Here is a 21,838-nt window from a genome sequence, read left to right on the forward strand (position 1 = left end):
GGAACGTGGGCGGATGACCTATAGGTTACTTCAGCGACGCCCGCCGGGCAAAGCCGGCGCGGGGGTGCGGGCATGCGACCATGGTCTAAGACGGTCTGGCGTCTAAGACGGCTTGGCGTCGCCCAAGCTCAGCCGGTCCGGCGCGCCATCGTCTCGCCGCCGCGCGCCGGGGTGCTTCGCTTCCTCGCGTCGCCCGGCGGAACGCCGTTCATCAGGAAGCGCAGGGTCGGCGAGTGGCGGACCAGCCCGTGATGGACCGCCAGCGGCACGAACAGGCCGACCACGGTGATCGCGGCGAACTCCAGCAGGGGCGGGGCGGTAACGGCCAGCAGGGCGAAGCCGGCGGCCATGACCACCAGATGATGCAGCAGGTAGATGGTGTAGGAGGCCTGCGACAACGCCCGCACCCGGCGGCTCTCCGCCGAGAAGAAGGATTGCGTCAGGCCGAGGACGAAGCGGAAGGCCGACCAGGCGGCGACGGCGCGCAGCGCCTCGTCGAGGAAGCGGACCGGCATGGGCTTCTCGACGCCGACCATGCCGATGTGGATGGCGAAGCACACCAGATAGGTCAGCGCCACGCCCCAGCTCGCCCTGGCGTAGCGCGCGGCCCCGCCCGGCCAATGGGCGATCAGCACCCCGACCGCGAAGAAGCCCGACGAGACGACGATGCTCACCGCCGTGGAGTTGGTCGGCACCAGCGGCGTCACCAGAAGGTCGGAGATGTTGTCGAAACCCAGCACCCCCATCATGACGAGGCTGAGCAGGAGCGGCGGCAGCCAGTCCGGCGGGTCGGCCAGCCAGCGGGCCGGCCCCGGCGCGCGCGCCGCCAGCCGCCGGTGCAGGGCGACCAGCAGCGGGTAGGTGAGGCAGAGCGCCAGCACGCTGATGAACAGCTCGACTAGGAACCACAGGTGATAGACGAGCCCGCCGCTCCAGAAGGCCGCCGGGATGGTCTGGGTGACGAACTCGCCGGCTGTCAGGCCCGGGTCGATGGCGCGGCTTTCCATCCATAACTGGGCGACGTTCAGCGTCGCCGCCATGGCGACGAGCGGCACCAGCAGCCGCGAGGCGCGCGAGGTCAGGGTCGCCCGCGGCCCGTGGCGGCGCAGGCTGTGGGTGATCAGCAGGCCGGAGATCAGGAAGAAGGCGGGCATGCGGAAGCTGTGGATGAAGTCGGCGAACAGCCCGATCCAGGCGATGCCGTCGGGGGAGTTCATCACCCAGTCGTAGCCCGGCGTGTAGATCAGCGCCGCGTGGTAGGGCACGCCGAGGATCATCAGCAGGCTGCGCGCCGCGTCCAGCGCGTGATCCCGTGTGCCGCCCATTCCAATTGATAAGCCCGCCGCCGCCATCGCCCTCACCTTTCGGGGTCTCTTTCGTCTCGCCTCCCCGAACGAACGCGCCAGGGCATCGTCCGGATGCGCTAGACGCGGCGGCGCATTCGGGGAACCGATATGGGGGTAAGTCGTTCCCGCCGGTTGACCCACCGGTTGCGCCCCGTCCGAGCCGGCGCGCGCCGAGGGTTCACGCCGAGGGTTCGAACCTGTTACAAGACCGCTGCGGAGCGCTCGCATTCACGCGGGTGGCGCCGTCGTTCGCGCCCGTATTTCCGCGGGTGGCTTTTGGAGGATTCCGTCATGCTCTGGCTCGCCGCCTACATCGGCAGCGTACTCGCCATCAACTACGCCTTCAGCCTGGCGCCGCATCTCGACCTCGTGTGGTCCTGCTGGGCCGGGTTGATCTTCATCCTGCGCGACATGGTCCAGGTCCGCTACGGCCACTGGTCGCTGGCCGCCATGCTGGCCGCCACGGTTCTGTCCTTCCTCCTGGCCGACCCCTTCGTCGCAACGGCCAGCGTCACCGCCTTCGCGGTGTCGGAACTGATCGACTGGGGCGTCTTCACCGTCACCCGCCGCCCGCTGCGCGACCGGCTGTGGATCAGCGCCGCCCTGTCGGTGCCGGTGGATACGGCGCTGTTCTTCGGCATGCTCGGCATCTGGGACCCGACGGTCTGGGCGGCCAGCCTCGCGTCCAAGCTGGCCGGCGTGTCGGCGGTGTGGATGCTGATGCGCGTGCGGGCGACCCGCCCGGCGACGGCGTGATCCAGTCCCGGATTTGGCAATCGCCGACTCGGTGACCCGCCGGTTCCGCCGCGGACCGTCCCGGTGTCGCCGAAGGTCCGCGGCGTCGGCGATTGCCAAAAGGGCCGGGGGCGTCAGATCACCGAGGCCACGGTCTCGGTGGTTTGGCGGGGGCTGGACGCCTCGTCGGGGATCTCGACCAGGAAGATGGCGCCGCGGCCCGGGCGCGACAGCACCCGCACCCGGTAGCCGAGCAGCCGGCTGAGCCGCGCCACGGTGGCGAGGCCGAGGCCGAGGCCCTTGCGCCGGTCGCGCTCGGGATTGCCGATCTGGTAGAAGTCCTCGAAGATCAGATGCAGCCGGTCCTGCGGGATGCCGGGGCCGGTGTCCTGCACCTTGATCGCGGTGAAGCCGCGCGCCTGCCGGCAGGTCACCCGGATGGTGCCGCTGTGGGTGTATTTCAGCGCGTTGCTCAGCAGGTTGCGGACGATCCGTTCCAGCATCGCCGGGTCGGTCGTCACGCGGGTGCCGCCGCAGGTGACGCGGAAGCCCAAACCCTTGCCGGCGGCCTCCAGCCGGCCTTCCTCGCAGATGCGCTCCAGGAAGACGGGCAGGTCCAGCTCGGAGAGCTGCGGGCTGATCACCCCGGTTTCCAGCGTGGCGATGTCCATCAGCGAGTTCAGCAGGCGCTGCGTCGCTTCGAACCCGTCGCCCGCGGCGTCCACCAGCTTGCGCAGCCGGGGGCTGTCCGCCTGCTCGCCGATCATGTGCAGATAGATGCCCAGCGTCTGGAGCGGCTGGCGCAGGTCGTGGCTGGCGGCGGCGAGGAAGCGCGACTTGGCGGCGTTGGCCTGCTCCGCCTCGGCCCGCGCCCGCGCCAGCGCGTCGTAGCTGCGGCGCAGCTCCGCCATGCGGTCACGGTCCTGCAGCACGGAGTTGACGGTGGCGACCAGAAGCAGCGTGATGATCAGGCCGGCGAACAGCACCGCCCGCGGCGTGGCGCTGGCCACGCTCTCCTGGAAGGCCTGGGTGCCGGACAGGACCAGCGTCCATGGGCGGCCGAACACCTCGATGTGGAGGACATCCCGAAAGGCGGAATCCAGGCCGATCGCCGAGTCGAACATCAGGGAGTCTGGTGTGGCGTCGGTCCCGTCATGGACGCGGATGTTGAGCAGTTCGGAGGCGCCCCGGCCCATGATGCTGCGCATCAGGTCATGCGCGCGGAAGGGGCTATAGACGAAACCCAGCAGCGCCTCGCGCCGGTCGGCGGTGGTGGTCAGCGGCAGGGTCTGGTCGTAGACGGGCACATAGATGAGGAAGCCGGGCTGCACGTCCTCTTCGGTCTCCTGGACCAGCCGCAACCGGGCGGTCGCCGCGGCGGTGCCGGTGCCGCGGGCGCGCTCCATGGCGGCCTGGCGGGTCGGCTCGGCGTGCATGTCGAAGCCGAAAGCCCGCAGGTTGCGGCTGGCGAAGGGCTCGATGTAGATGATCGGGAAATACTCGGGCCGCTCCCCCTCCGGCGTCACGCGGTAGCTGTAGAAGCCGGCGGCGTGCAGCGACGCCTCGTGCTGCTCGCGGTCGGGCGCCTTCACGCGCTTGGCGTAGCCGATGCCCTGGATGCCGGGATAGCGGTCCTCCACATGCAGGCCGGTGACATAGGCTCGCCATTCCGTGCGGCTGACCTGCCCCCCGCCGGCGTCCACCATCGCCACGGCGCCCTGCAGCATCTGTTCATAGGTGTCGAGCCGCGCCGTGACGTCGCCGGCCAGATCGCGGGCCAGCGCGCGGAAGCGCGCTTCGGCCAGCCGATGGTTCTGTTCGGTCAGCAGCCACCAAGCGAGGCCGGTCAGCAGCAGCCCCAGCCCGAAGACCGCCCAGCTTTCCCAAGACCGGAACAGCCGCCCGTCGGGAACGGCGGCGCGCTTGCGCTTCGGCCCGTTTTGCCTTGGCCCGGGCGGCGCGGGAGGGGGCGGCGCGGGAGGGGGCGGCGATAAGGGCACGTCCATGCCGGTCCGGCCCGTCACGCCGTACCGGCGGGGTGATCCCGCAGAACCTTGGTCAGCACCGCCTGGAGGTGGGGCGGCAGCACCGGCTTCTGCAGGACGGTCAGCCCGCGGGCGCGGGCGTCGCGCAGCCCTTCGGTGGAGGTGTCGCCGGTGATGATGACGCCCGGCACCTCGGCGCCGGCCTCCGCCCGGATGCGGTCGATGGCCTGCACGCCGGTGCGACCTTCGCGCAGGCGGTAGTCGGCCAGGATGGCGTGCGGCGTTTCCCCGGCGACGGACAGGCGGTCGACGGCCTCGCCCTCGCTTTCGGCGGTGACGACCCGGTACCCCCACATCTCCAGCAGGAGGTTGAGGGCCTGCAGAACCGTCCGCTCGTCGTCGATCACCATGACGAGCTTGTCCTGATCGTCACCCGCGGCAGTCACTGTGTCCAATCCATCCGTTCACAAGGGCCGGTGATTATACAGACCAACAGGCCAGACCAACAGGCATCCGGCCAGAAAAGACTACCGCACCCGTGAGACGGGCGCCATGCAGCGGGGCGGCTGTGTAGCACAGACGATGGTTTGTTCGGTCAGTACATTTGTCCTATTACCTCCATTGCGTGCCTATGTCCGGCGCGGCAATGCCCCGCATTCCTGGAGGGTCCGATCAAAAGCATTGAGCTGGCGGAGCGCATCGTCCATTCTTCCGGCCCTCCGGACAGTCCTATGACCTTCCTTCGGGCGACCAATCTCTTCGGGCGGCGGCAATGACGGGCGAACGCATCCATCTGTACGACACCACGCTGCGCGACGGGGCGCAGACCCAGGACGTGGATTTTTCCGTCGCCGACAAGATCGCCATTGCCCGCGACCTCGACCGGCTGGGAATCGACTATGTGGAAGGCGGCTGGCCCGGCGCCAACCCGACCGACGACCAGTTCTTCGCCGAGGCGCCGGACCTCGCCCGGTCGACCTTCACCGCCTTCGGCATGACGCGCCGTCCCGGCCGCAGCGCCGCGAACGACCCGCAGCTCGCCGCCCTGATCCAGTCCAAGGCGCGCGCCGTCTGCATCGTCGGCAAGACCTGGGACTTCCACGTCGACGTGGCGCTGGCCATCCCGCGCGAGGAAAACATCGAGCTGATCGCCGACAGCATCGCCGCGCTGAAGGCCGCCAAGGGCGAGGCGCTGTTCGACGCCGAGCATTTCTTCGACGGCTACAAGCGCAACCCGGCCTACGCCGCGTCCTGCATCAAGGCCGCCTACGAGGCGGGGGCGCGCTGGATCGTGCTGTGCGACACCAACGGCGGCACGCTGCCCCACGAGATCGACGCGATCGTCCGGCAAGTGATCGACGAGCACGGCATCCCCGGCGACCGGCTGGGCATCCACTGCCACAACGACACCGAGAACGCCGTCGCCAACTCGCTGGCCGCGGTGCGCGCCGGGGTGCGGATGGTGCAGGGGACGATCAACGGGCTGGGCGAGCGCTGCGGCAACGCCAACCTCGTGTCGCTGATCCCGTCGCTGATGCTGAAGATGGGCTACGACGTCGGCATCAGGCCCGCCGACCTGCCGCTGCTGACCGAGATCAGCCGCAAGTTCGACGAGCGGCTGAACCGCGCGCCGAACCGCCACGCCCCCTACGTCGGCGCCAGCGCCTTCGCCCACAAGGGTGGGCTGCACGTCTCCGCCGTGGAGAAGGACCCGTCCTCCTACGAGCATGTCGAGCCGGAGGCGGTCGGCAACCGCCGCCAGATCGTCATGTCGGACCAGGCGGGCCGCTCCAACGTCATCGCGCGGCTGCGCGAGATGGGCATGGCCGTCGACCCGAAGGACGAGCGGCTGAACCGCCTGCTGGACGTCGTGAAGCAGCGCGACACCGAGGGCTACGCCTACGACACCGCCGAAGCCAGCTTCGAGCTGCTGGTCCGCCGCGAGCTGGGCGAGGTGCCGGACTATTTCACCCTGAAGCGCTTCCACGTCACCGACGAGCGCCGCTACAACGCCAAGGGCGAACTGGTGGTCGAGTCCGAGGCCGTCGTCCGCGTGAAGATCGGCGGCAAGGAGTATCACGAGGTGGCGTCGGGCAACGGCCCGGTCAACGCGCTGGACACCGCGATGCGCAAGGCGCTGGAGCCGCTCTACCCGTTGCTCGACGGGGTGAAGCTGTCCGACTACCGCGTGCGCATCCTGGCGGCCAAGGACGGCACCGGCGCCATGCCGCGCGTGCTGATCCGCTCGCGCAACGGCGACGGGGCGGAATGGTCCACGCTGGGCGTCTCCACCAACATCATCGAGGCGTCGATGGAGGCGCTGGTGGACAGTTACACATTCAAGCTGTTTAAAGGCGGCGCAACACCGCGAAGCTGAGACCAAAGTTCAGATCATGACCTCCGGCAAAGACCCCAACCGGCCCTCCGTCCTGGGCGGCCCGACCATCATCCTCGTGCAGCCCCAGCTCGGCGAGAACATCGGCGCCTGCGCGCGGGCCATGCTCAACTGCGGCCTGACCGAGCTGCGTCTGGTGAAGCCGCGCGACGGCTGGCCGAACGAGAAGGCGGTGGCCGCGGCGTCGGGCGCCGATCTGGTGCTGGACGGGGCGAAGCTCTATGAGACGACCGCGGAGGCCGTGGCCGACCTCAACGTGGTCTTCGCCACCACCGTCCGCACCCGCGGGATGATCCAAGAGTTCGTCACCCCGCGCGTCGCCGCGACGGAGCTGCGCGCCCATGTCGACGCCGGGCACAAGACCGGCGTGCTGTTCGGGCCGGAGCGCACCGGTCTGGTCAACGACGACCTGACGCTGGCTTCAACGCTGATCACCGTGCCGCTGAACCCGGCCTTCTCCTCGCTCAATCTGGCGCAGGCGGTTCTGCTGATCGGCTACGAGTGGTTCCAGACCGGCGAGATCCCGCCGGACCGCGTTCTGCACACTGGCCAGACCCGTCCGGCGACCAAGGCGGAGCTTGTGAACTTCTTCGAGCATCTGGAAGGCGACCTCGACCGCACCGGCTTCTTCACCTCGCCGGAGAAGCGTCCCTCCATGGTCCGCACGCTGCGCAACGCGCTGGAGCGGATGCAGATGACCGAACAGGAGGTCCGCACTTTCCACGGCGTCGTCGCGGCGCTGACCGGACGGCGCAAGGGCGAACCGTAACCCTCTTCCCTAACCTCTTCCCTTCCGGGGCGAATCGCGGCCTATACTGCCCCATGGAATACACCTTGCAGCATATGGACGTTGGCCTCGTCCTGCTCGACGGCGACCGGCGCGTGGTGTCGGTCAACGCCTCCGTGGCGCGGATGCTGGGGCGCGACCGTCCGCTGCTGGGGGCCAGCCTGCACGACCTGCATCCGCCGGGCAGCCGCGCCAAGGTGGAACTGCTGCTGGCCGCGGCGCACGACCCGGACTCCCCGGCGGCGGCCAGCTCCATGATGGTGGCCCTGCCGGGGCGGACCATCGTGGTGAAGGCCACCGCCCTGCCGCCGGGCGGCGGGGCCGCGCTGGCCCTGATGCTGTTCGAGGTGAACGGGAAGGCGTTTCCCGAGCCAGTTCCGCCCGTGCCTGTGGACGCGGCGCCCGAACCGGTCACGCCGCTGGTCAAGCTGCCGATCACGACGCGGCAGGGCGTGGTGCTGATCGACCCCGCCGACGCGGTCTATGTGCAGGCCGACGGCCATTACACGCGGGTTCACACGGCGGACGGCGCCTTCTTCTGCTCGCTCTCCCTGTCGGAGCTGGAGGCGCGGCTCGACGGGCGGCAATTCGTGCGGGCGCATCGCCGCTACCTGGTCAACCTGCGCCACGCCCAGGCCATCGACCGCAGCGACGGGCGGGCCGCCTTCGTCATGGCCGCCCCCGGTTCCCCCCGCGTGCCGGTCAGCCGCGGACGGATCGAGCGGTTGAAGAAGCTGTTGGCCCTTTAGCCTTTCCCCCTGCGCGCATCAGGGTTGTTCCGGCCGGCCTGTGACTTCCGGGGGCGGTTGATCCGCCTCAATCGTCCGGTGCCGCCGCAGGCGTAGAACAAGGCCATGGCCGGCGCCCGCATCGGGTGGGCGCCACGATGACGAGGAGATAAGGCCATGGCTTTCCTGGACGACGACCACGCCTATGTGGACCAGCTCGTGGTGGAGTATTATGGCGACCGTCTGACCGCGCTCTCGCCGGAACGGCTGGCCGCCCTGCACGCGCTGTTCGGCGAGGTGATGTGGCACGAGGGGATCGAGGCGCTGACCCCGCAGCGGCTGAACACGCTGCTGGACTTCACCGAGGAAGAGCTGTCGCACGCCGCCTGAATGGTAAGAGCGCGAACCGTTCGCGCAGGGCTCCCGCCGTTCACGCCGCCCGCCCGCCGTTCGTGCAGCGGGTCTTGTTCCTGGACCCGCCTTCCGCGATGAGGGATGTCAACACAACCCTCCTTCGTGGGATCACGACCGTGGACGCAACCGACACTCCCGACCGCTACGTCTCCTTCAAGGGCATCGACTGCGAGGGCAACTCCCGCCGCATCATCGAGCGCCTGTACATGCACATCGACGATCCGGCCAAGACCAACGCCTTCTGGGAACGCTTCCGGGCGAAGCTGGCCGTGGCCGACGACCCGTTGAAGCGTCAGGCGGACGGGCTGTGCCTGCTCTGCGCCAACGTCTACTACATCTCCGACCTCTTCGAAGAGTATGAAGACGAGGAAGGTCTGGCCATGCTGCGCCAGCTTGAGGACGAGTGCTGCTGAGGCTTCGAGGTTCGACACGACTCATGGTTTGACCCGACTCATGGTTTGACCCGACTCATGGTTTGACCCGACTCATGGTTTGACAAGGCGCGCCGAATCCGTATAGTGCGCGCCTTCACTCCTGGGAAAGCGGGCGTGCCTCTTGTTTGCGCCCCGTCCGCGGCCTGTTCCGCGGAACTACCGGGACAAAACCAACTCGTGTTCCACCGAGGACCAAAATGGCCAAGCGTCAACAGTCCAAGTACAAGATCGACCGCCGCCTCGGCGTCAACCTCTGGGGCCGCGGCAAGTCGCCGATCAACAAGCGTGAGTATGGCCCGGGCCAGCACGGCCAGCGCCGCAAGAAGCCGTCCGACTACGGCCTGCAGCTCATGGCGAAGCAGAAGCTGAAGGGCTACTACGGCAACATCGGCGAGAAGCAGTTCCGCCGCATCTACGCCGAGGCCGTGCGCCGCAAGGGCGACACCGGCGAGAACCTGGTGGGCCTGCTGGAGCGCCGCCTGGACGCGGTGGTCTACCGCATGAAGTTCGCGCCGACCCCGTTCGCCGCGCGCCAGATCATCAACCACGGCCACATCCTGGTCAACGGCCGCCGCCTGAACATCCCGTCGGCCCAGATCAAGGAAGGCGACACCATCGAGGTGCGCGCCAAGTCCAAGCAGATGGCCCTCATCCTCGAGGCCGCCGCCTCGGGTGAGCGCGACACCCCGGACTACCTGGAAGTCGACTCCGGCGCCCTGAAGGGCCGCTTCGTGCGCGTCCCGCTGCTGGCCGACATTCCGTACCCGGTCCAGATGGAACCGAACCTGGTCGTCGAGTTCTACTCGCGCTGACCGTTCGGCCCAGCCGTCACGCGAAAGGCCGCGCCTCCGGGCGCGGCCTTTTTCGTTTGGGATGGGCGGCCGTGTTTCAGTACGGCGTCCGCAAAACCCCGTCGGACAGGGCCGCTCCGTGGAGAATGCGCAGAACCCTCAGCGCATCCGGCCCCTGGCGGCAGTAGTAGATCAGGTGACGGTCAAACCCGGCGACGGGCCACGCCCGGATGCCGCGAAGCGCTGGATTTCGCCAAAGCCGGGTCGATCCTATGTCGGGATGCTCGGCGATCCGGGCGAAGCTGCGGTCGATGGCGGTCAAGAAACGTTCGGCGGCCGCCTCATCCCGAAGGCCGATGTAGGTGTAATGGTCGAGAATGTCCTTCCGCGCGCGTTGGCTCGGAAGGATGCGCATGGCGTTCAGATGTCTTTGCGGGTTGCGCTCAGCGTGGCCCGGCATTCAGCCCGCATTGCCTCGGCATCCCACTCTTCGCCGTCTCCTTCAAGCCCCTCCAATAAGGCGCCTTCCAGAGCTTCGTCGGATGCATCGCGGGCATCGGCGGCGATGAGATGGGCAAGATAGGAGGCGACATCCTGAAAGCCGGCTTCGCTGGCGCGGCGTTCAGCCATCTGTTCGATGTTGCGCGGCAGAATCACGCTCATGCCTGTCTCCTTCGCTCAGCTCAGGATAACAGCCGATTCCCGGAATGGGCAACGTCCGCGCTGGTGGGACGGCAGAAAGAAAAAAGCCGGAACCCTTGCGGGTCCCGGCCTTGAGGTGCGGGGATCGGGGGCAATCCCCGCGGGGGAGAGGGATCAGGCGTCGGCCGTTTCCAGCGCCGGATAGTCGGTGTAGCCGCGGGCATCGCCGCCGTAGTAGCTGGCCTTGTCCGGCGTGTTCAGCGCCGCGTTGCGGCGGAAGCGCTCCGGCAGGTCCGGGTTGGCGATGAAGGGCTCGCCGAAGCTCACCGCGTCCGCAGCGCCGGCGGCGATGGCCGCCTCGGCCTGCTCCTTGCTGTAGCCGCCATTGATGATGAAGGGACCCTTGAAGATCCGGCGCAGCTCCGCCGCCAGATGCGGGGCGCCCTCCGGCGGGGCCATATGGTGGCCCGGCTGGCCTTCGATGACGTGCAGGAAGGCGAGGCCGAAGGGGTTCAGCGCCTCGGTGACGTGGGTGTAGAGCGCCCGCGGGTCGCTGTCGGCCATGTCGTTGAAGGTGCCGGTCGGCGACAGCCGGACGCCGACCCGGCCGGGGCCGACGGCGGTGCTCACCGCGTCCACGATCTCCAGCAGGAAGCGCGCCCGGTTCTCCACGCCGCCGCCGTAGCGGTCGGTGCGCTTGTTGCTGCGGTCGCGCAGGAACTGGTCGATCAGATAACCGTTGGCGCCGTGGATCTCCACGCCGTCCAGCCCGGCGTCGAACACCGCGCGCTTGGCGGCGTCGGCGAAGGCCTTGACCAGACCGGGAATCTCGTCGGTCTCCAGGGCGCGCGGGGTGGGGAAGGGCACCAGGCCCTTGCTGGTGTAGGACTCGCCGGCGGCGGCGATCGCCGAGGGCGCGACCGGCAGAGCGCCGTTCGGCTGGAATTCCGTGTGGGAAATGCGGCCGACGTGCCAGAGCTGCGCGGCGATCAGCCCGCCCTTGGCGTGGACCTCCTCCGCGATGCGGCGCCAGGCGAGCGTCTGCGCGTCGGTGTGGATGCCCGGCGTGCTTGGATAGCCCTGGGCGGTGGCCGAGACCTGCGTCGCCTCGGTGATGATGAGGCCGGCGGAGGCGCGCTGGCCGTAATACTCGGCCATCAACGGGGTGGGAACGTTGCCCTCGCCCGCGCGGCTGCGGGTCATCGGCGCCATGATGACGCGGTTCGGCAGTTCCATGGAGCCCAGACGCAGCGGCGTGAACAGATCGGCGGTGGTCATGATGCGGTTGCCCTCTCGATTCAAAAATCGGGTCCCACGTTGGGGCATCCCAGAGTGGGGGCCGGGGTTCCGCGGGTTGGGCGGTGCCCGGTATGTATGTGCGTACATACTTGCCTGCGCCATCCAGGCTTGTCAAGTATGCACGTGCATACCTATTATCATTTCAGCCGCCGCACGGATCGGCGGCCAGTGAGAGGGCCTGCATCGTGGACAAGACCAACACCCCGGACACCGCCCCGGCGATCGACGACGGCTGTTGCGCCGCCGGGGCCGATATGCCCGCGCGCAAGCGCGACCGCGAGGCGACCAAGGGCGTGCTGCTGGACGCGGCCAAGATGGTGTTCGCCGAGCGTGGCTTTGACGCCGCGACCACGCGCGACATCGCCGGACGCGCGGGCGTGAACGAGCAGTTGATCCAGCGCTATTTCTCGGGCAAGGCCGGCCTGCTGCTGGCCGTCGTCGAGCGCTACGGGCGCGAGGAGGGGAGCGGCTGCGCCATGCCGCCGCCCGGCGACGATCTGGAGGAGGATCTGGCGGCGTTTCTGCTGCACCAGCTCCGCCACGCCTGGAAGTGCCGCGACTTCACGCGGGTGATGCTGGCGCGCGCGCTGGTCGATCCCGACATTGCGAACGAGATGGCGCGCACCCTGTCGGAAAGCCGAATTCCCTGCCTGCTCAGCCGGCTGGAGATCTTCCGCGAGCGCGGGGCGATCGCGGCGGACGCCGACCTCGCCCACGTCGCGGCGGGCATCGCCACGCTCAGCTTCGGGCTGGGCTTTCTCGATCAGGTGGTGTTCGGGCGCTGCCCGGACCGCGTCAACGAGGTGGTGAAGACGCTCGCCCACACCATGGCCCACGGCCTCGCGCCGCGGGCTTGAGCCGCCTCAATCGGCGCGGCAGGCGGCGGCGCGGGCCTGCTCCGCCCGGTTTTGTTCAGCCCGGTTCTGCTCTGCGCGGGCCTCGGCGCGGGCCGCCCGGTGGGTGAACAGCGCGTCCGCCGAATAGAGCGCCAGCGCCACCCAGATGCACACGAAGGCCAGCAGGTGGGAGGAGGTGAAGGCCTCCCCATAGACCGCGACGCCGAGCAGGAGCTGCCCGGTCGGGCTGATGTATTGCAGGATGCCGATGGTCGACAGCTTCAGCCGGGCGGCGCCGACCATGAACAGCACCAGCGGGATGGCCGTCACCGGGCCGGTCAGGATGATCAGCAGGTCGGTGCCCAGCCCGTGGACACCGAAGTTCCCCAGCCCATGGGCGCCGAGCCACAGCAGATAGGCGATGGCCGGCGGCACCAGCAGCACCGTTTCCACCAGCAGCCCGATCACCGGGTCGATGGCCGCCTTCTTGCGGACCAGCGCGTAGACGCCGAAGGTCAAGGCCAGCGACAGCGCCACCCAGGGAACCTCCCCGTAGGACAGGACGAGGCTCAGCACGCCCGCCGCCGCGATCACCACCGCCACGCCCTGCCGCTTCGACAGCCGCTCCTGAAGGAAGGCCATGCCGAGCAGCACGTTGATGATCGGGTTGATGTAATAGCCGAGGCTGGACTGCACCAAATGGCCGTTGTTCACGGCCCAGATGAAGATGGTCCAGTTGCTGCCGATCAGCGCCGTCGTCACCAGGAAGATGCCCAGCCGCCGCCAGCTTCCCACCCCGCGCACGATGCCGGACAGGCCGCGCGTCGGCACCAGCCACAGCCCGACCAGCACCACGGTCCACAGCACCCGGTGGGCGACGACCTCCACCGCCCCGACGTTGCCGAGCTGCTTGAAGAAGATCGGCGCCAGCCCCCCCCAGATCAGGAAGGCGGTCAGGGCAGCGGCGAAGCCCAGGGTGGCGGGGTTGCGCCCGTCGGCCTGCGGCAAGGAGGGGGAGGGAGTCTGGGCCATGGCTCCCCTTTACCATGCCCAAGAAATGGGCGATAGGAACGCCCCCTCATGCCCGCACTGCGCGCCGGGAATGCCGCATTTCGCGCAGGGGTTTTCCCGCTCAGCCGCCTCCGCCGCCTGCGGTGCCGCTTCCGCTTCCATTGCTGGTGGGGGCGCTGCTCCGCGGCATCGCGCCGGACGACCCCGAGGAGCCCCGGCCGATCGGGACGTTGGTGCCGACGCCTTCGTTGCGGACCAGCGCGCGGGCCTCGCGCAGCCGGTCCACGCAGCCGTCCGGATCGCCCTTGCCGGCGGCGGACCGCGCCTCGCCCAGCAGGCCGCGCAGCCGGTCCTTCTGCTCACCGGTCAGGGCGGTGTGGTTTCGCCCGCCGGCCACCACCTTGTCGCCCAGAAACAGGTCGGAGAAGCGGGACACCTCGTCCCGGCAGGCGGTCAGCCGCTCCTGCTTCGGGACCGTTCCGTCCTGGCCCTGCGCCTGAGCGGGAAGAGCCATCAGAGCCAGCAGCGCCGCCGCTGGAAACGCACGCTTGTCCATGACCGGGCCTCCTTTTCCGTGCCGACACCTCCGCGGGTTCGTCGATGGAAAAACAAGGGCGGCCGGGGCCTGTTCCGCCAAAGGAAAAGGGCCCCGCCGTGGCGGAGCCCTTTGTCACAGGTCTGCGGCGCGGCTGGCCGATCAGGCGTTGGCGCCCGTCGCGACGCCCTTGTCGGCCAGCAGCGACTGCAGCTCGCCCGACTCGTACATCTCGCGCACGATGTCGCAGCCGCCGACCAGCTCGCCCTTGACGTAGAGCTGCGGGAAGGTCGGCCAGTTCGAGTAGTCCTTCAGCCCCTGGCGCAGGCCCGGGTCCTCCAGGATGTTGATGCCCTTGAACTTCACGCCGACGGTGCTGAGCACCTGGACGACGGCGGCGGAGAAGCCGCACTGCGGGAAGACGGGCGTGCCCTTCATGTACAGCACGACATCGTTGCCCTTGATGTCCTGCTCGATGCGATCCTTGACGTTCTGGTCAACCATGTCTCTCGGCCTTCTTACGATGTCATCGTGACTTGCGGGGATGCCGTCCTACACGCCTTCCGGCACGGCGGTGGTCAGGGCCAGGGCGTGCAGCTCCCCGCCCATCTTGCCCTGGAGGGCGGCGTAGACCATCTGGTGCTGCTGCACGCGCGACTTGCCCTTGAAGGCGGCGGAGGTGACCAGCGCGGCGTAATGGTCGCCGTCGCCGCGCAGGTCGGCGATCTCCACCGTCGCGTCCGGGATGCCTTCCCTGATGAGCTTCTCGATCACCGCGGCTTCCATCGCCATGGCCGTCATCCTGTTCCGTCAAACCCTGCCCATGCGGGCACTGCCCGTATAATTAGGCGGACCGACCGGGTTTGTCACCGGAGAAGCGACGACATTCCGCGGTGCGAAGGGTTTGGTGGTGCTTGCCCACCATCGAGCCTTGTCCCCTCCCTAACCCTCCCCCGCTTCGCAGGGGAGGGGACTGATCTCCCTCTCCTGCGAAGCGGGGGAGGGAAGGGGCCTGCGGCGCAGCCGTGGGAAGGGTGGTGGCAAGACTCCGCCCCAAAACGAAAAGGCCGGGCGATGGCCCGGCCTTCCGTTCTTCGAACCCTCAACCGCGTCCGATCACTCGGCGGCGGCCATGTAGCCGGGCAGCCAGGCCTCGTTGGCCTTCTTCAGGCGGGCGATGGTGATCGCCTCGCCGCCACGGCCGGTCAGGGCCGTGCCGTTGGTCTTGCCGAGCACGCTCACCGGCACGCCGGCGCCCCGGGCCTTCTCCTGCACCGCGGCGGCCTTCTCCGGACGGACGGCCAGGACGTAGCGGCCCTGGTCCTCGCCGAACAGGATGCCGGCGTCGGCACCGTCGAGGCCCGACAGGTTGGCGCCGATGCCGCCGGCCATGGCCATCTCGGCCACGGTGACCAGCAGGCCGCCGTCCTGGATGTCGTGGCTCGACACCACCAGACCCTCGGCGATCAGGCTGCGGACGAACTCGCCGTTGCGGCGCTCCACCGCCAGATCGACCGGCGGCGGCGGACCGTCCTCACGGCCCAGGATCTCCCGCAGGTAGAGCGACTGGCCGAGATGGCCGGTGCCCTCGCCGACGAGCAGGATCGTGTCGCCCTCGTTCCGGAAGGCGATGCCGACGGCGATCATGGCGTCCGGCAGCAGGCCGACGGCGCCGATGGCCGGGGTCGGCAGGATCGCCTCGCCGTTGGTTTCGTTGTAGAGCGACACGTTGCCCGACACGACCGGGAAGTCCAGCGCGCGGCAGGCGTCGGCCATGCCCTGGATGGCGCCGACGAACTGGCCCATGATCCGCGGCTTCTCAGGGTTGCCGAAGTTCATGTTGTCGGTGACGGCCAGCGGCAGGGCGCCGACGGCGGACAGGTTGCGGTAGGCCTCGGCCACCGCCTGGGCGCCACCGCGCACCGGATCGGCGAGGCAGTAGCGCGGGGTGCAGTCGGTGGTGACGGCGATGCCCTTGCTCTGGCCGGGCAGCCGCACCACGCCCGCGTCGGCCTGACCGGACATGAAGCGGGTGTCGCCGTTCACGAGGCTGTCATACTGCTCCCAGATCCAGCGCTTGGACGCCTGATCGGGGCAGGACATGATTTTTTCCAGGATGTCGCCCAGCGACTTGTCGGCCGGCAGGGCGCGCACGGCGTCCTCCAGCTCCGCGGCGGCCGGGGTCGGCTCCCACGGACGGTCGTAGAGCGGCGAGGCGTTGGAGACCGGCGCGATCGGCATGTCGCACCAGGTCTGGCCGTGCATCTTGATGACCAGCTTGCCGTTGTCGGTCAGCGTGCCGATCACGGCGAAGTCCAGCTCCCACTTGTCGAAGATCGCCTTGGCGACGTCCTCGCGGCCGGGCTTTAGGATGATCAGCATGCGCTCCTGGCTTTCGGAGAGCATGATCTCGTAGGGGGTCATCCCCTCCTCGCGCATCGGCACGTCGTCGAGCACCAGCTCGATGCCGAGGCCGCCCTTGCCGGCCATCTCGACCGAGGAGGAGGTGAGGCCGGCCGCACCCATGTCCTGGATGGCGACGATGGCGTCCGTCTCCATCAGTTCCAGGCAGGCCTCGATCAGCAGCTTCTCGGTGAAGGGGTCGCCGACCTGCACGGTCGGGCGCTTCTCCTCCGAATCCTCGCTGAACTCGGCCGACGCCATGGTGGCGCCGTGGATGCCGTCGCGGCCCGTCTTGGAGCCGACATAGACCACCGGGTTGCCGACGCCCGCGGCGGCGGAATAGAAGATCCGGTCGGCCTTGGCGACGCCCACGGTCATCGCGTTGACCAGGATGTTGCCGTTGTAGGCCGGGTGGAAGTTGGTCTCGCCGCCGACCGTCGGCACGCCGACGCAGTTGCCGTAATGGGCGATGCCGGCCACCACGCCCGACACCAGATGGCGGGTCTTGGGATGCTCGGGCGCGCCGAAGCGCAGCGCGTTCATGTTCGCGATGGGCCGGGCGCCCATGGTGAACACGTCGCGCAGGATGCCGCCCACGCCCGTCGCCGCACCCTGGAAGGGCTCGATGTAGGACGGGTGGTTGTGGCTCTCCATCTTGAAGATGATGGCGTCGCCGTCGCCGGCATCGACCACGCCGGCGTTCTCGCCGGGGCCGCAGATGACCTGCGGGCCGGTGGTCGGCAGCGTCATCAGCCACTTCTTCGACGACTTGTAGGAGCAATGCTCCGACCACATCACCGAGATGATGCCCAGCTCCGTGTAGGTCGGCTGGCGCCCCAGGATCTCCAGGGCGTTGTTGTATTCCCCTTCGGACAGGCCGAACTCGCGGGCCATCTCCAGGGAGACTGCGGGCTGCTGCGCGGTGGTCACGACAGGGCCTCCACCAGACCGTCGAACATGGGCTTGCCGTCGGTGTTGCCATGGAAGGCGGACACCGCGTCCTCGGGGTGCGGCATCAGGCCGAGCACGGTGCGCTTGGCGTTGAAGATGCCGGCGATGTTGTCCAGCGAACCGTTCGGGTTCCAGTCGTTCCGGTTCCAGCGCGGGGCGGCGTCGCCCTCGTCGCTGACGTAGCGGAAGGCCACCTGGCCCTCGCCGTCCAGCCGCTTCACCGTCTCGGCGTCGGTCCAGTAGTTGCCGTCGCCGTGCGCCACCGGGTAGCGGACGATCTGGCCCTTGCGGTACTTGGCCGTGAAGGGGCTGTCCGTGTTCTCCACCCGCAGATGCACGGTGCGGCAGATGAACTTCAGCTTGGCGTTGCGCATCAGCGCGCCGGGCAGCAGCCCCGCCTCGGTGATGATCTGGAAGCCGTTGCAGATGCCGAGCACCCGCACGCCCTGATCGGCCCGCGCCTTGACCTCGCGCATGATCGGCGAGTGCGCCGCCATGGCGCCGGAGCGCAGATAGTCGCCATAGGAGAAGCCGCCCGGCACGAGGATGAGATCGACCTTGGGCAGTTCGGTGTCGCGGTGCCAGACCAGATGCGGCTTGGTTCCGCTGGCGGCCTCCAGCGCGGCGACGGCGTCGCGTTCGCGGTTGGAGCCGGGGAAAACGATGACGGCGGCCTTCATGGGGCTTGGAAAATCCGGCGTCGTGGGGGGAACGGTTCGAGGCCGGACACTAAAGGCCCCGCCCCGCCAAAGCAAGGGCAAGGACCCATTCCGCAAAGCGAAACCCCTCTCCCGCCCCGGGAGAGGGAGGGGCCCGCCGCTTGCGGCGGGAGGGTGAGGGTGCCGTCAAGGATCGGTGCCTTGATCCTTGCACGACCCTCACCCGCCTGCTTCGCAGGCACCCTCTCCCGGGGCGGGAGAGGGATTGCCGGACGTCATGGCCTGTTCGCGCAGCCAGTCGGGAAAGGCCGGCGCCTCGGTGTGGCCGCGCTGGCGGCTTTCCAGCAGGTAATAATGGCCGGACACCACCCCCTCGGCCCCCAGCGGCGCGGTCAGCCGGCCGGTCTCCAGCGGGCGTTCCACGAACAGCCGGGGCACGATGGCGACGCCCAGCCCGTCCTCAGCCGCCTGGATGGCGAAATAGGTGTGGTCGACCTCCATCCGGCTGCGGAAGGCGTCCAGCTCCAGCCCGTGCGCCGTGCTCCAGGCCGGCAGCAGGTCGGCGCGGGCGCGGATGGTGATGACCGTCCGACGGGTCAGGTCGGCGGGGCTGCGCAGCGTCTCCAGCCCCGGCAGGGACGGGCTGCACACCGGCACGCAATGCTCGCGCATCAGGGGCAGCGGCTTCAGCCCGGCGAAATGGGCGGGGTCGCGGCGGATGGCGTAGTCGAAGGGACGGCTGGTGTCGATCGGGCCGGGGGCGGTGGACAGCGACACCGCCAGCTCGGGGAAGCGCTGCTGGAACAGGGGCAGGCGCGGCAACAGCCAATGCATGGCGAAGGTCGGGATGCAGTCCACCCGCAGCGTCCGCCGCCCGTCGCCGTCAAGCAGCGTGTCGGTCGCCTGCTGGATCTCGGTGAACAGGTCGGCGATGCGGGTGAAGTAGCGCGCCCCGGCCTCGGTCAGCCGGACCTGCCGCTGGCTGCGGTCGAACAGGGGAATGCCGAGGAAGAGTTCCAGGCTGCGGATCTGGCGGCTGACCGCGCCGGGGGTGACGTTCAGCTCCTCCGCGGCGAGGCGGAAGCTGGAATGGCGGGCGGCGGCGACGAAGGCGCGCAGGGCGTTCAGCGGCGGAAGGCGGGAGGGCATCCGTTGAGTTTTTCTCACCGGTTGGCGGAAGACAAGTCGTTTGTCGGTGTCCGACCGGCTGGCTAGGGTGCCTGCCGCTTTCCGTCCTCTCCTGGTCCGCCATGTCGCACATCACCCGCCGGTTGGTCTGGTTCCTCGGCGTCTCGCAGCTGCTGTGCTGGGGGATTTCCTATTACCTGATCGCCATCTTCGGGAGTCCCATGGCCGCCGATCTCGGCCTGAGCCTGCCGGTGGCGTTCGGCGGCTTCACGGCGGCGCTTCTGGTCATGGGGGTGGTGTCGGGCAGCGTCGGGCGGGCCATCGACCGCTGGGGCGGACGCCCGGTGATGGTCATCGGCTCGCTGCTGACGGCGGCGGGGTGCCTGGGGCTGGCCTCCTCGACGGGGCTGGTGAGCTACTACGCCTCCTGGCTGGTGCTGGGTCTGGCGATGCGGGCGAGCCTGTACGAGGCGGCCTTTGCCGCCCTGGCCCGGCTGGGCGGCCCGCTGGCGCGGGTGCCGATCTCGCAGATCACCCTGCTGGGCGGGCTGGCCTCGACGGTGCTGTGGCCGGTGGGGCAGGCGATGGCCGACGCCTGGGGCTGGCGCGGCGCCCTGGTCGCCTACGCCGTCATCGCGCTGCTGACGATCCCGCTGCACGCCGCCATCCCGTCCGACCGCTACGTGCGCCCGGCGCCGCCCGCCGGGACGGAGCCCGCCGGACCCGCGGGTTCGCCGCGGCGGCGCTGGGTGGCACCCGTGTTCTACATGGTGATGACCACGGCGGTCGGCGTGCTGACCTCGGCGATGTCGGCGCACATGATCGGCATCCTGGTCGGGCTGGGGGCGGCGCCCGCGGCGGCGGTGTGGATCTCCACGGTGCGCGGCGTCGGCCAGTCCTCGGCCCGGCTGTGCGAGGTGCTGTCCGGGTCCCGCCTGCATCCCACCGCCCTGGCGCTGCTCGCCTGCGGGCTGCTGCTGCCCGGCTTTCTGATCGGGCTATGGAGCGGCGCGGTGCTGGCCGCCGGCGTCGCCTTCTCCCTGCTGTTCGGGGCGGGGGCCGGGCTGGCGACCATCGTGCGCGGCACGCTGCCGCTGGTGCTGTTCGACCCGCAGAGCTACGGCCGGACGGTCGGGCGGCTGCTGGTGCCGAGCTTCTACGCCGCCGCGCTGGCACCGATGGGCTACGCGGTCATCATCGAGCGGGCGGGGGAGACGGCGGCGCTTCTGCTGTCCGCCGTCCTGGCGCTGGTGGCGGTGGGTGCTGCGGGCGTGCTGTGGGCGACCGCCCGCCGCTGAGGGATCAGTCGCCGCCGTTCAGGCGCTTGCTCCAATCCTCGACGCCCTGGGTCAGCCGGCGCTCGGCCAGCGTCCGCCACGTCTGGGCCAGCACCGGCAGGGCGGCCATCTCGGCCAGGGCGTCACGATTCTGCGTGTCCACATAGAGAACGTGGAGCAGCCGGGCGAGCGTCCATTGCGGGTAGGGCCGCTCGACCAGGGTCAGCCGGTCGCCGGGGGCGATCTGGCCGGGTTCCGGCACGCGATAGTACCAGCCGGTGCGCCCGGTGGTCTGGACGCGCTTGGCCATGTCGGGCACGGCGAAGCGGTGGTTCAGCTTCCAGCAGGGCTGGCGGGCCTGGGCGACCTCAAGCAGGGCGGTGCCGGCGCGGAAGCGGTCGCCGACGCAGACGTCGGCCTCGGTCAGGCCCAGCGTGGCGAGGTTCTCGCCGAAGGCGCCGGGCTGGCCGAGCAGCGGCACCTCTGCGCCCAGCTCGTCCCGCCACGCCGGATGGTGGTCCAGCGGGTAATGGTGGATGGCCTTGTCCGGCCCGCCATGGACGCGGCGGTCGGCCTGCTCGTCGTCCAGGAAGCCTTCGGGGCCGACCGCGCGCGGGCCGTCCACCGGGGACTTGGCGATGGCGCTGGTTCGCCCCGGCGGGCCGAAGGGGGCGGCCTTGCCGACGAGGACGGCGGTGATGGTGGTCTCGGTCACGGTGTCGTCTTTCCTTGGGGCGTCTTCTTGTCTTTGGCCGGCCTCTGTTTGGCCGGCTTCAGGGCTCTGGCCTGCTCCTGCAGGGCCACGTAATGGTGCCAGACGAGTTGGGCGGCGAGGCTGCGGTGCGGGCGCCAGGGCTCGGCGACGGCGAGGAGCTGCGCCTGGGTCGGCTTCTCCGCCCAACCCTTCAGCCGCTGCACGCCGAGCTGGATGGCGAGGTCGCCGACCGGCCAGATGTCCGGCCGGCCGAGCGCCATCATCAGGTAGATCTCGGCGGTCCAGCGCCCGATGCCCTTCAGCGCGATCAGGGCAGCAATGGCCTCCTCGTCGTCCATCTGGTGAATGGCGTCGAAGTCCAGCCGACCGTCCGCGACGGTCTGAGCCAGCCCGCGGGCGTAGCCGATCTTCTGGCGCGACAGGCCGCAGGCCCGCAGATCCTCGTCGGGCAGGGCCAGGATGGCGTCGGGGGTCACCACCCCGACCATGGCCTGGAGCTTGGCCCACAGCGCCGCAGCGACCGTGGTGGACAGCTGCTGCTCGATGATCAGGCAGAGCAGGCCGGAAAAGCCGTCCGGGCGGCGGAAGTCGCGCACCGTCGGGCCGCCGACGCGCAGGGACTCGGCGAAGATGGGATCGAGCGCGGAGAGATGGTCGATGGACATGGTCGAACGAAAATGGGGGATGCGCAGCGGTTGCGCATCCCCCATTTTCCGACAGGCAGGATTGAGCGAGGACGGCCTTAGGCCATCAACTCTCAGGCCATC

The 21,838-nt window shown here is 69.3% G+C and carries 24 protein-coding genes; 9 read left to right on the plus strand and 15 right to left on the minus strand.

Annotation, left to right across the window (positions count from 1 at the left end):
* Positions 1-128 precede the first annotated feature (128 nt).
* The gene (locus D3869_RS10420) at positions 129-1,325 is read right to left on the minus strand and encodes an acyltransferase family protein (RefSeq protein ID WP_175426432.1); all 1,197 of its coding nucleotides are present in this window, start codon (positions 1,323-1,325) and stop codon (positions 129-131) included.
* 312 nt (positions 1,326-1,637) lie between these two features.
* On the opposite strand from D3869_RS10420, the gene D3869_RS10425 reads away from it, so the two are divergent.
* On the plus strand, positions 1,638-2,102 hold the full coding sequence (locus D3869_RS10425) for a preQ0 transporter (protein WP_137139990.1): 465 nt from the start codon (positions 1,638-1,640) through the stop codon (positions 2,100-2,102).
* A gap of 113 nt (positions 2,103-2,215) precedes the next feature.
* Here D3869_RS10425 and D3869_RS10430 read toward each other — a convergent pair whose 3' ends face one another.
* Positions 2,216-4,087 carry a CHASE domain-containing protein gene (locus D3869_RS10430; RefSeq protein WP_137139991.1) on the minus strand — a complete coding sequence of 624 codons (1,872 nt, stop codon included), beginning with the start codon at positions 4,085-4,087 and terminating at the stop codon, positions 2,216-2,218.
* A 14-nt stretch (positions 4,088-4,101) separates the two neighbouring features.
* Entirely contained in the window at positions 4,102-4,512 is a 411-nt protein-coding gene (locus D3869_RS10435; RefSeq protein ID WP_137139992.1) for a response regulator, read from the minus strand.
* 326 nt (positions 4,513-4,838) lie between these two features.
* On the opposite strand from D3869_RS10435, the gene cimA reads away from it, so the two are divergent.
* The 6 genes from cimA to rpsD all read left to right on the plus strand — a co-directional run bounded on the left by cimA (position 4,839) and on the right by rpsD (position 9,636).
* Positions 4,839-6,443 (plus strand): citramalate synthase, encoded by a 1,605-nt coding sequence (gene cimA / locus D3869_RS10440; RefSeq protein WP_137139993.1) that lies wholly within the window; start codon positions 4,839-4,841, stop codon positions 6,441-6,443.
* 16 nt (positions 6,444-6,459) lie between these two features.
* The gene (locus tag D3869_RS10445; protein WP_137139994.1) at positions 6,460-7,230 is read left to right on the plus strand and encodes an RNA methyltransferase; all 771 of its coding nucleotides are present in this window, start codon (positions 6,460-6,462) and stop codon (positions 7,228-7,230) included.
* Positions 7,231-7,304: 74 nt separating this feature from the next.
* A complete protein-coding gene (locus D3869_RS10450) occupies positions 7,305-7,997 on the plus strand; it encodes a PAS domain-containing transcriptional regulator (RefSeq protein ID WP_247895770.1) in 693 nt (230 codons plus the stop codon).
* 156 nt (positions 7,998-8,153) lie between these two features.
* Positions 8,154-8,366: a hypothetical protein gene (locus D3869_RS10455; protein ID WP_137102424.1), complete on the plus strand. Its 213-nt coding sequence runs from the start codon at positions 8,154-8,156 to the stop codon at positions 8,364-8,366.
* Between the two features lie 140 nt (positions 8,367-8,506).
* Positions 8,507-8,803, plus strand: coding sequence for a N(2)-fixation sustaining protein CowN (gene cowN / locus D3869_RS10460; RefSeq protein WP_014239500.1), 297 nt, complete (start codon positions 8,507-8,509; stop codon positions 8,801-8,803).
* A gap of 218 nt (positions 8,804-9,021) precedes the next feature.
* Complete coding sequence (rpsD, locus tag D3869_RS10465; protein ID WP_094303161.1) at positions 9,022-9,636, plus strand: 30S ribosomal protein S4; 615 nt, start codon at positions 9,022-9,024, stop codon at positions 9,634-9,636.
* A 76-nt stretch (positions 9,637-9,712) separates the two neighbouring features.
* Here rpsD and D3869_RS10470 read toward each other — a convergent pair whose 3' ends face one another.
* The 3 genes from D3869_RS10470 to D3869_RS10480 all read right to left on the minus strand — a co-directional run bounded on the left by D3869_RS10470 (position 9,713) and on the right by D3869_RS10480 (position 11,535).
* On the minus strand, positions 9,713-10,030 hold the full coding sequence (locus tag D3869_RS10470; RefSeq protein WP_175426433.1) for a type II toxin-antitoxin system RelE/ParE family toxin: 318 nt from the start codon (positions 10,028-10,030) through the stop codon (positions 9,713-9,715).
* Between the two features lie 5 nt (positions 10,031-10,035).
* Positions 10,036-10,278, minus strand: coding sequence for a hypothetical protein (locus D3869_RS10475; protein ID WP_137139997.1), 243 nt, complete (start codon positions 10,276-10,278; stop codon positions 10,036-10,038).
* A gap of 153 nt (positions 10,279-10,431) precedes the next feature.
* A complete protein-coding gene (locus D3869_RS10480) occupies positions 10,432-11,535 on the minus strand; it encodes an alkene reductase (RefSeq protein WP_137139998.1) in 1,104 nt (367 codons plus the stop codon).
* Between the two features lie 206 nt (positions 11,536-11,741).
* Between D3869_RS10480 and D3869_RS10485 the strand changes: the two genes are divergently transcribed.
* Positions 11,742-12,413 (plus strand): TetR/AcrR family transcriptional regulator, encoded by a 672-nt coding sequence (locus tag D3869_RS10485; protein WP_137139999.1) that lies wholly within the window; start codon positions 11,742-11,744, stop codon positions 12,411-12,413.
* Positions 12,414-12,419: 6 nt separating this feature from the next.
* On the opposite strand, the gene rarD is transcribed toward D3869_RS10485, so the two are convergent.
* The 7 genes from rarD to D3869_RS10520 all read right to left on the minus strand — a co-directional run bounded on the left by rarD (position 12,420) and on the right by D3869_RS10520 (position 19,100).
* Positions 12,420-13,424 (minus strand): EamA family transporter RarD, encoded by a 1,005-nt coding sequence (rarD, locus tag D3869_RS10490; RefSeq protein ID WP_137140000.1) that lies wholly within the window; start codon positions 13,422-13,424, stop codon positions 12,420-12,422.
* A gap of 100 nt (positions 13,425-13,524) precedes the next feature.
* Entirely contained in the window at positions 13,525-13,959 is a 435-nt protein-coding gene (locus D3869_RS10495) for a hypothetical protein (protein WP_137140001.1), read from the minus strand.
* A 141-nt stretch (positions 13,960-14,100) separates the two neighbouring features.
* On the minus strand, positions 14,101-14,442 hold the full coding sequence (gene grxD, locus D3869_RS10500; protein WP_014239508.1) for a Grx4 family monothiol glutaredoxin: 342 nt from the start codon (positions 14,440-14,442) through the stop codon (positions 14,101-14,103).
* Between the two features lie 48 nt (positions 14,443-14,490).
* On the minus strand, positions 14,491-14,730 hold the full coding sequence (locus D3869_RS10505) for a BolA family protein (RefSeq protein ID WP_014239509.1): 240 nt from the start codon (positions 14,728-14,730) through the stop codon (positions 14,491-14,493).
* Between the two features lie 324 nt (positions 14,731-15,054).
* A complete protein-coding gene (gene purL / locus D3869_RS10510) occupies positions 15,055-17,235 on the minus strand; it encodes a phosphoribosylformylglycinamidine synthase subunit PurL (protein WP_137140625.1) in 2,181 nt (726 codons plus the stop codon).
* A gap of 32 nt (positions 17,236-17,267) precedes the next feature.
* Complete coding sequence (gene purQ, locus D3869_RS10515; RefSeq protein WP_014239512.1) at positions 17,268-17,972, minus strand: phosphoribosylformylglycinamidine synthase subunit PurQ; 705 nt, start codon at positions 17,970-17,972, stop codon at positions 17,268-17,270.
* A 198-nt stretch (positions 17,973-18,170) separates the two neighbouring features.
* Positions 18,171-19,100 carry a LysR substrate-binding domain-containing protein gene (locus tag D3869_RS10520; RefSeq protein ID WP_137140002.1) on the minus strand — a complete coding sequence of 310 codons (930 nt, stop codon included), beginning with the start codon at positions 19,098-19,100 and terminating at the stop codon, positions 18,171-18,173.
* A 101-nt stretch (positions 19,101-19,201) separates the two neighbouring features.
* On the opposite strand from D3869_RS10520, the gene D3869_RS10525 reads away from it, so the two are divergent.
* Positions 19,202-20,377: an MFS transporter gene (locus tag D3869_RS10525; protein ID WP_137140003.1), complete on the plus strand. Its 1,176-nt coding sequence runs from the start codon at positions 19,202-19,204 to the stop codon at positions 20,375-20,377.
* Positions 20,378-20,381: 4 nt separating this feature from the next.
* Here the strand turns inward: D3869_RS10525 and D3869_RS10530 are convergent, their stop codons facing one another.
* Both D3869_RS10530 and D3869_RS10535 read right to left on the minus strand, forming a co-directional pair.
* Positions 20,382-21,071, minus strand: a complete 690-nt coding sequence (locus tag D3869_RS10530) for an MOSC domain-containing protein (RefSeq protein WP_137140004.1) — start codon at positions 21,069-21,071, stop codon at positions 20,382-20,384.
* Positions 21,068-21,736 carry a DNA-3-methyladenine glycosylase family protein gene (locus D3869_RS10535; protein ID WP_094303170.1) on the minus strand — a complete coding sequence of 223 codons (669 nt, stop codon included), beginning with the start codon at positions 21,734-21,736 and terminating at the stop codon, positions 21,068-21,070. The genes D3869_RS10530 and D3869_RS10535 overlap by 4 nt, the downstream gene beginning before the upstream one ends.
* Between the last annotated feature and the right edge of the window lie 102 nt (positions 21,737-21,838).

Origin of the sequence: Azospirillum brasilense, from assembly GCF_005222205.1 — a bacterium.
Classification (GTDB): Bacteria; Pseudomonadota; Alphaproteobacteria; order Azospirillales; family Azospirillaceae; genus Azospirillum; species Azospirillum brasilense_G.

Excerpts from the sequence above, each read along its gene's own strand:
- rarD (WP_137140000.1), bottom strand. The coding sequence starts at position 13,424 with ATGGCCCAGACTCCCTCCCCCTCCTTGCCGCAGGCCGACGGGCGCAAC.
- D3869_RS10525 (WP_137140003.1), top strand. The coding sequence starts at position 19,202 with ATGTCGCACATCACCCGCCGGTTGGTCTGGTTCCTCGGCGTCTCGCAG.
- D3869_RS10480 (WP_137139998.1), bottom strand. The coding sequence starts at position 11,535 with ATGACCACCGCCGATCTGTTCACGCCGCTGCGTCTGGGCTCCATGGAA.
- D3869_RS10475 (WP_137139997.1), bottom strand. The coding sequence starts at position 10,278 with ATGAGCGTGATTCTGCCGCGCAACATCGAACAGATGGCTGAACGCCGC.
- purL (WP_137140625.1), bottom strand. The coding sequence starts at position 17,235 with ATGGCCCGCGAGTTCGGCCTGTCCGAAGGGGAATACAACAACGCCCTG.
- D3869_RS10450 (WP_247895770.1), top strand. The coding sequence starts at position 7,305 with ATGGACGTTGGCCTCGTCCTGCTCGACGGCGACCGGCGCGTGGTGTCG.
- D3869_RS10535 (WP_094303170.1), bottom strand. The coding sequence starts at position 21,736 with ATGTCCATCGACCATCTCTCCGCGCTCGATCCCATCTTCGCCGAGTCC.
- D3869_RS10505 (WP_014239509.1), bottom strand. The coding sequence starts at position 14,730 with ATGGCGATGGAAGCCGCGGTGATCGAGAAGCTCATCAGGGAAGGCATC.
- D3869_RS10430 (WP_137139991.1), bottom strand. The coding sequence starts at position 4,087 with ATGGACGTGCCCTTATCGCCGCCCCCTCCCGCGCCGCCCCCTCCCGCG.
- D3869_RS10495 (WP_137140001.1), bottom strand. The coding sequence starts at position 13,959 with ATGGACAAGCGTGCGTTTCCAGCGGCGGCGCTGCTGGCTCTGATGGCT.
- purQ (WP_014239512.1), bottom strand. The coding sequence starts at position 17,972 with ATGAAGGCCGCCGTCATCGTTTTCCCCGGCTCCAACCGCGAACGCGAC.
- D3869_RS10520 (WP_137140002.1), bottom strand. The coding sequence starts at position 19,100 with ATGCCCTCCCGCCTTCCGCCGCTGAACGCCCTGCGCGCCTTCGTCGCC.
- D3869_RS10445 (WP_137139994.1), top strand. The coding sequence starts at position 6,460 with ATGACCTCCGGCAAAGACCCCAACCGGCCCTCCGTCCTGGGCGGCCCG.
- rpsD (WP_094303161.1), top strand. The coding sequence starts at position 9,022 with ATGGCCAAGCGTCAACAGTCCAAGTACAAGATCGACCGCCGCCTCGGC.
- D3869_RS10455 (WP_137102424.1), top strand. The coding sequence starts at position 8,154 with ATGGCTTTCCTGGACGACGACCACGCCTATGTGGACCAGCTCGTGGTG.
- D3869_RS10470 (WP_175426433.1), bottom strand. The coding sequence starts at position 10,030 with ATGCGCATCCTTCCGAGCCAACGCGCGCGGAAGGACATTCTCGACCAT.
- grxD (WP_014239508.1), bottom strand. The coding sequence starts at position 14,442 with ATGGTTGACCAGAACGTCAAGGATCGCATCGAGCAGGACATCAAGGGC.
- D3869_RS10420 (WP_175426432.1), bottom strand. The coding sequence starts at position 1,325 with ATGGGCGGCACACGGGATCACGCGCTGGACGCGGCGCGCAGCCTGCTG.
- D3869_RS10425 (WP_137139990.1), top strand. The coding sequence starts at position 1,638 with ATGCTCTGGCTCGCCGCCTACATCGGCAGCGTACTCGCCATCAACTAC.
- cimA (WP_137139993.1), top strand. The coding sequence starts at position 4,839 with ATGACGGGCGAACGCATCCATCTGTACGACACCACGCTGCGCGACGGG.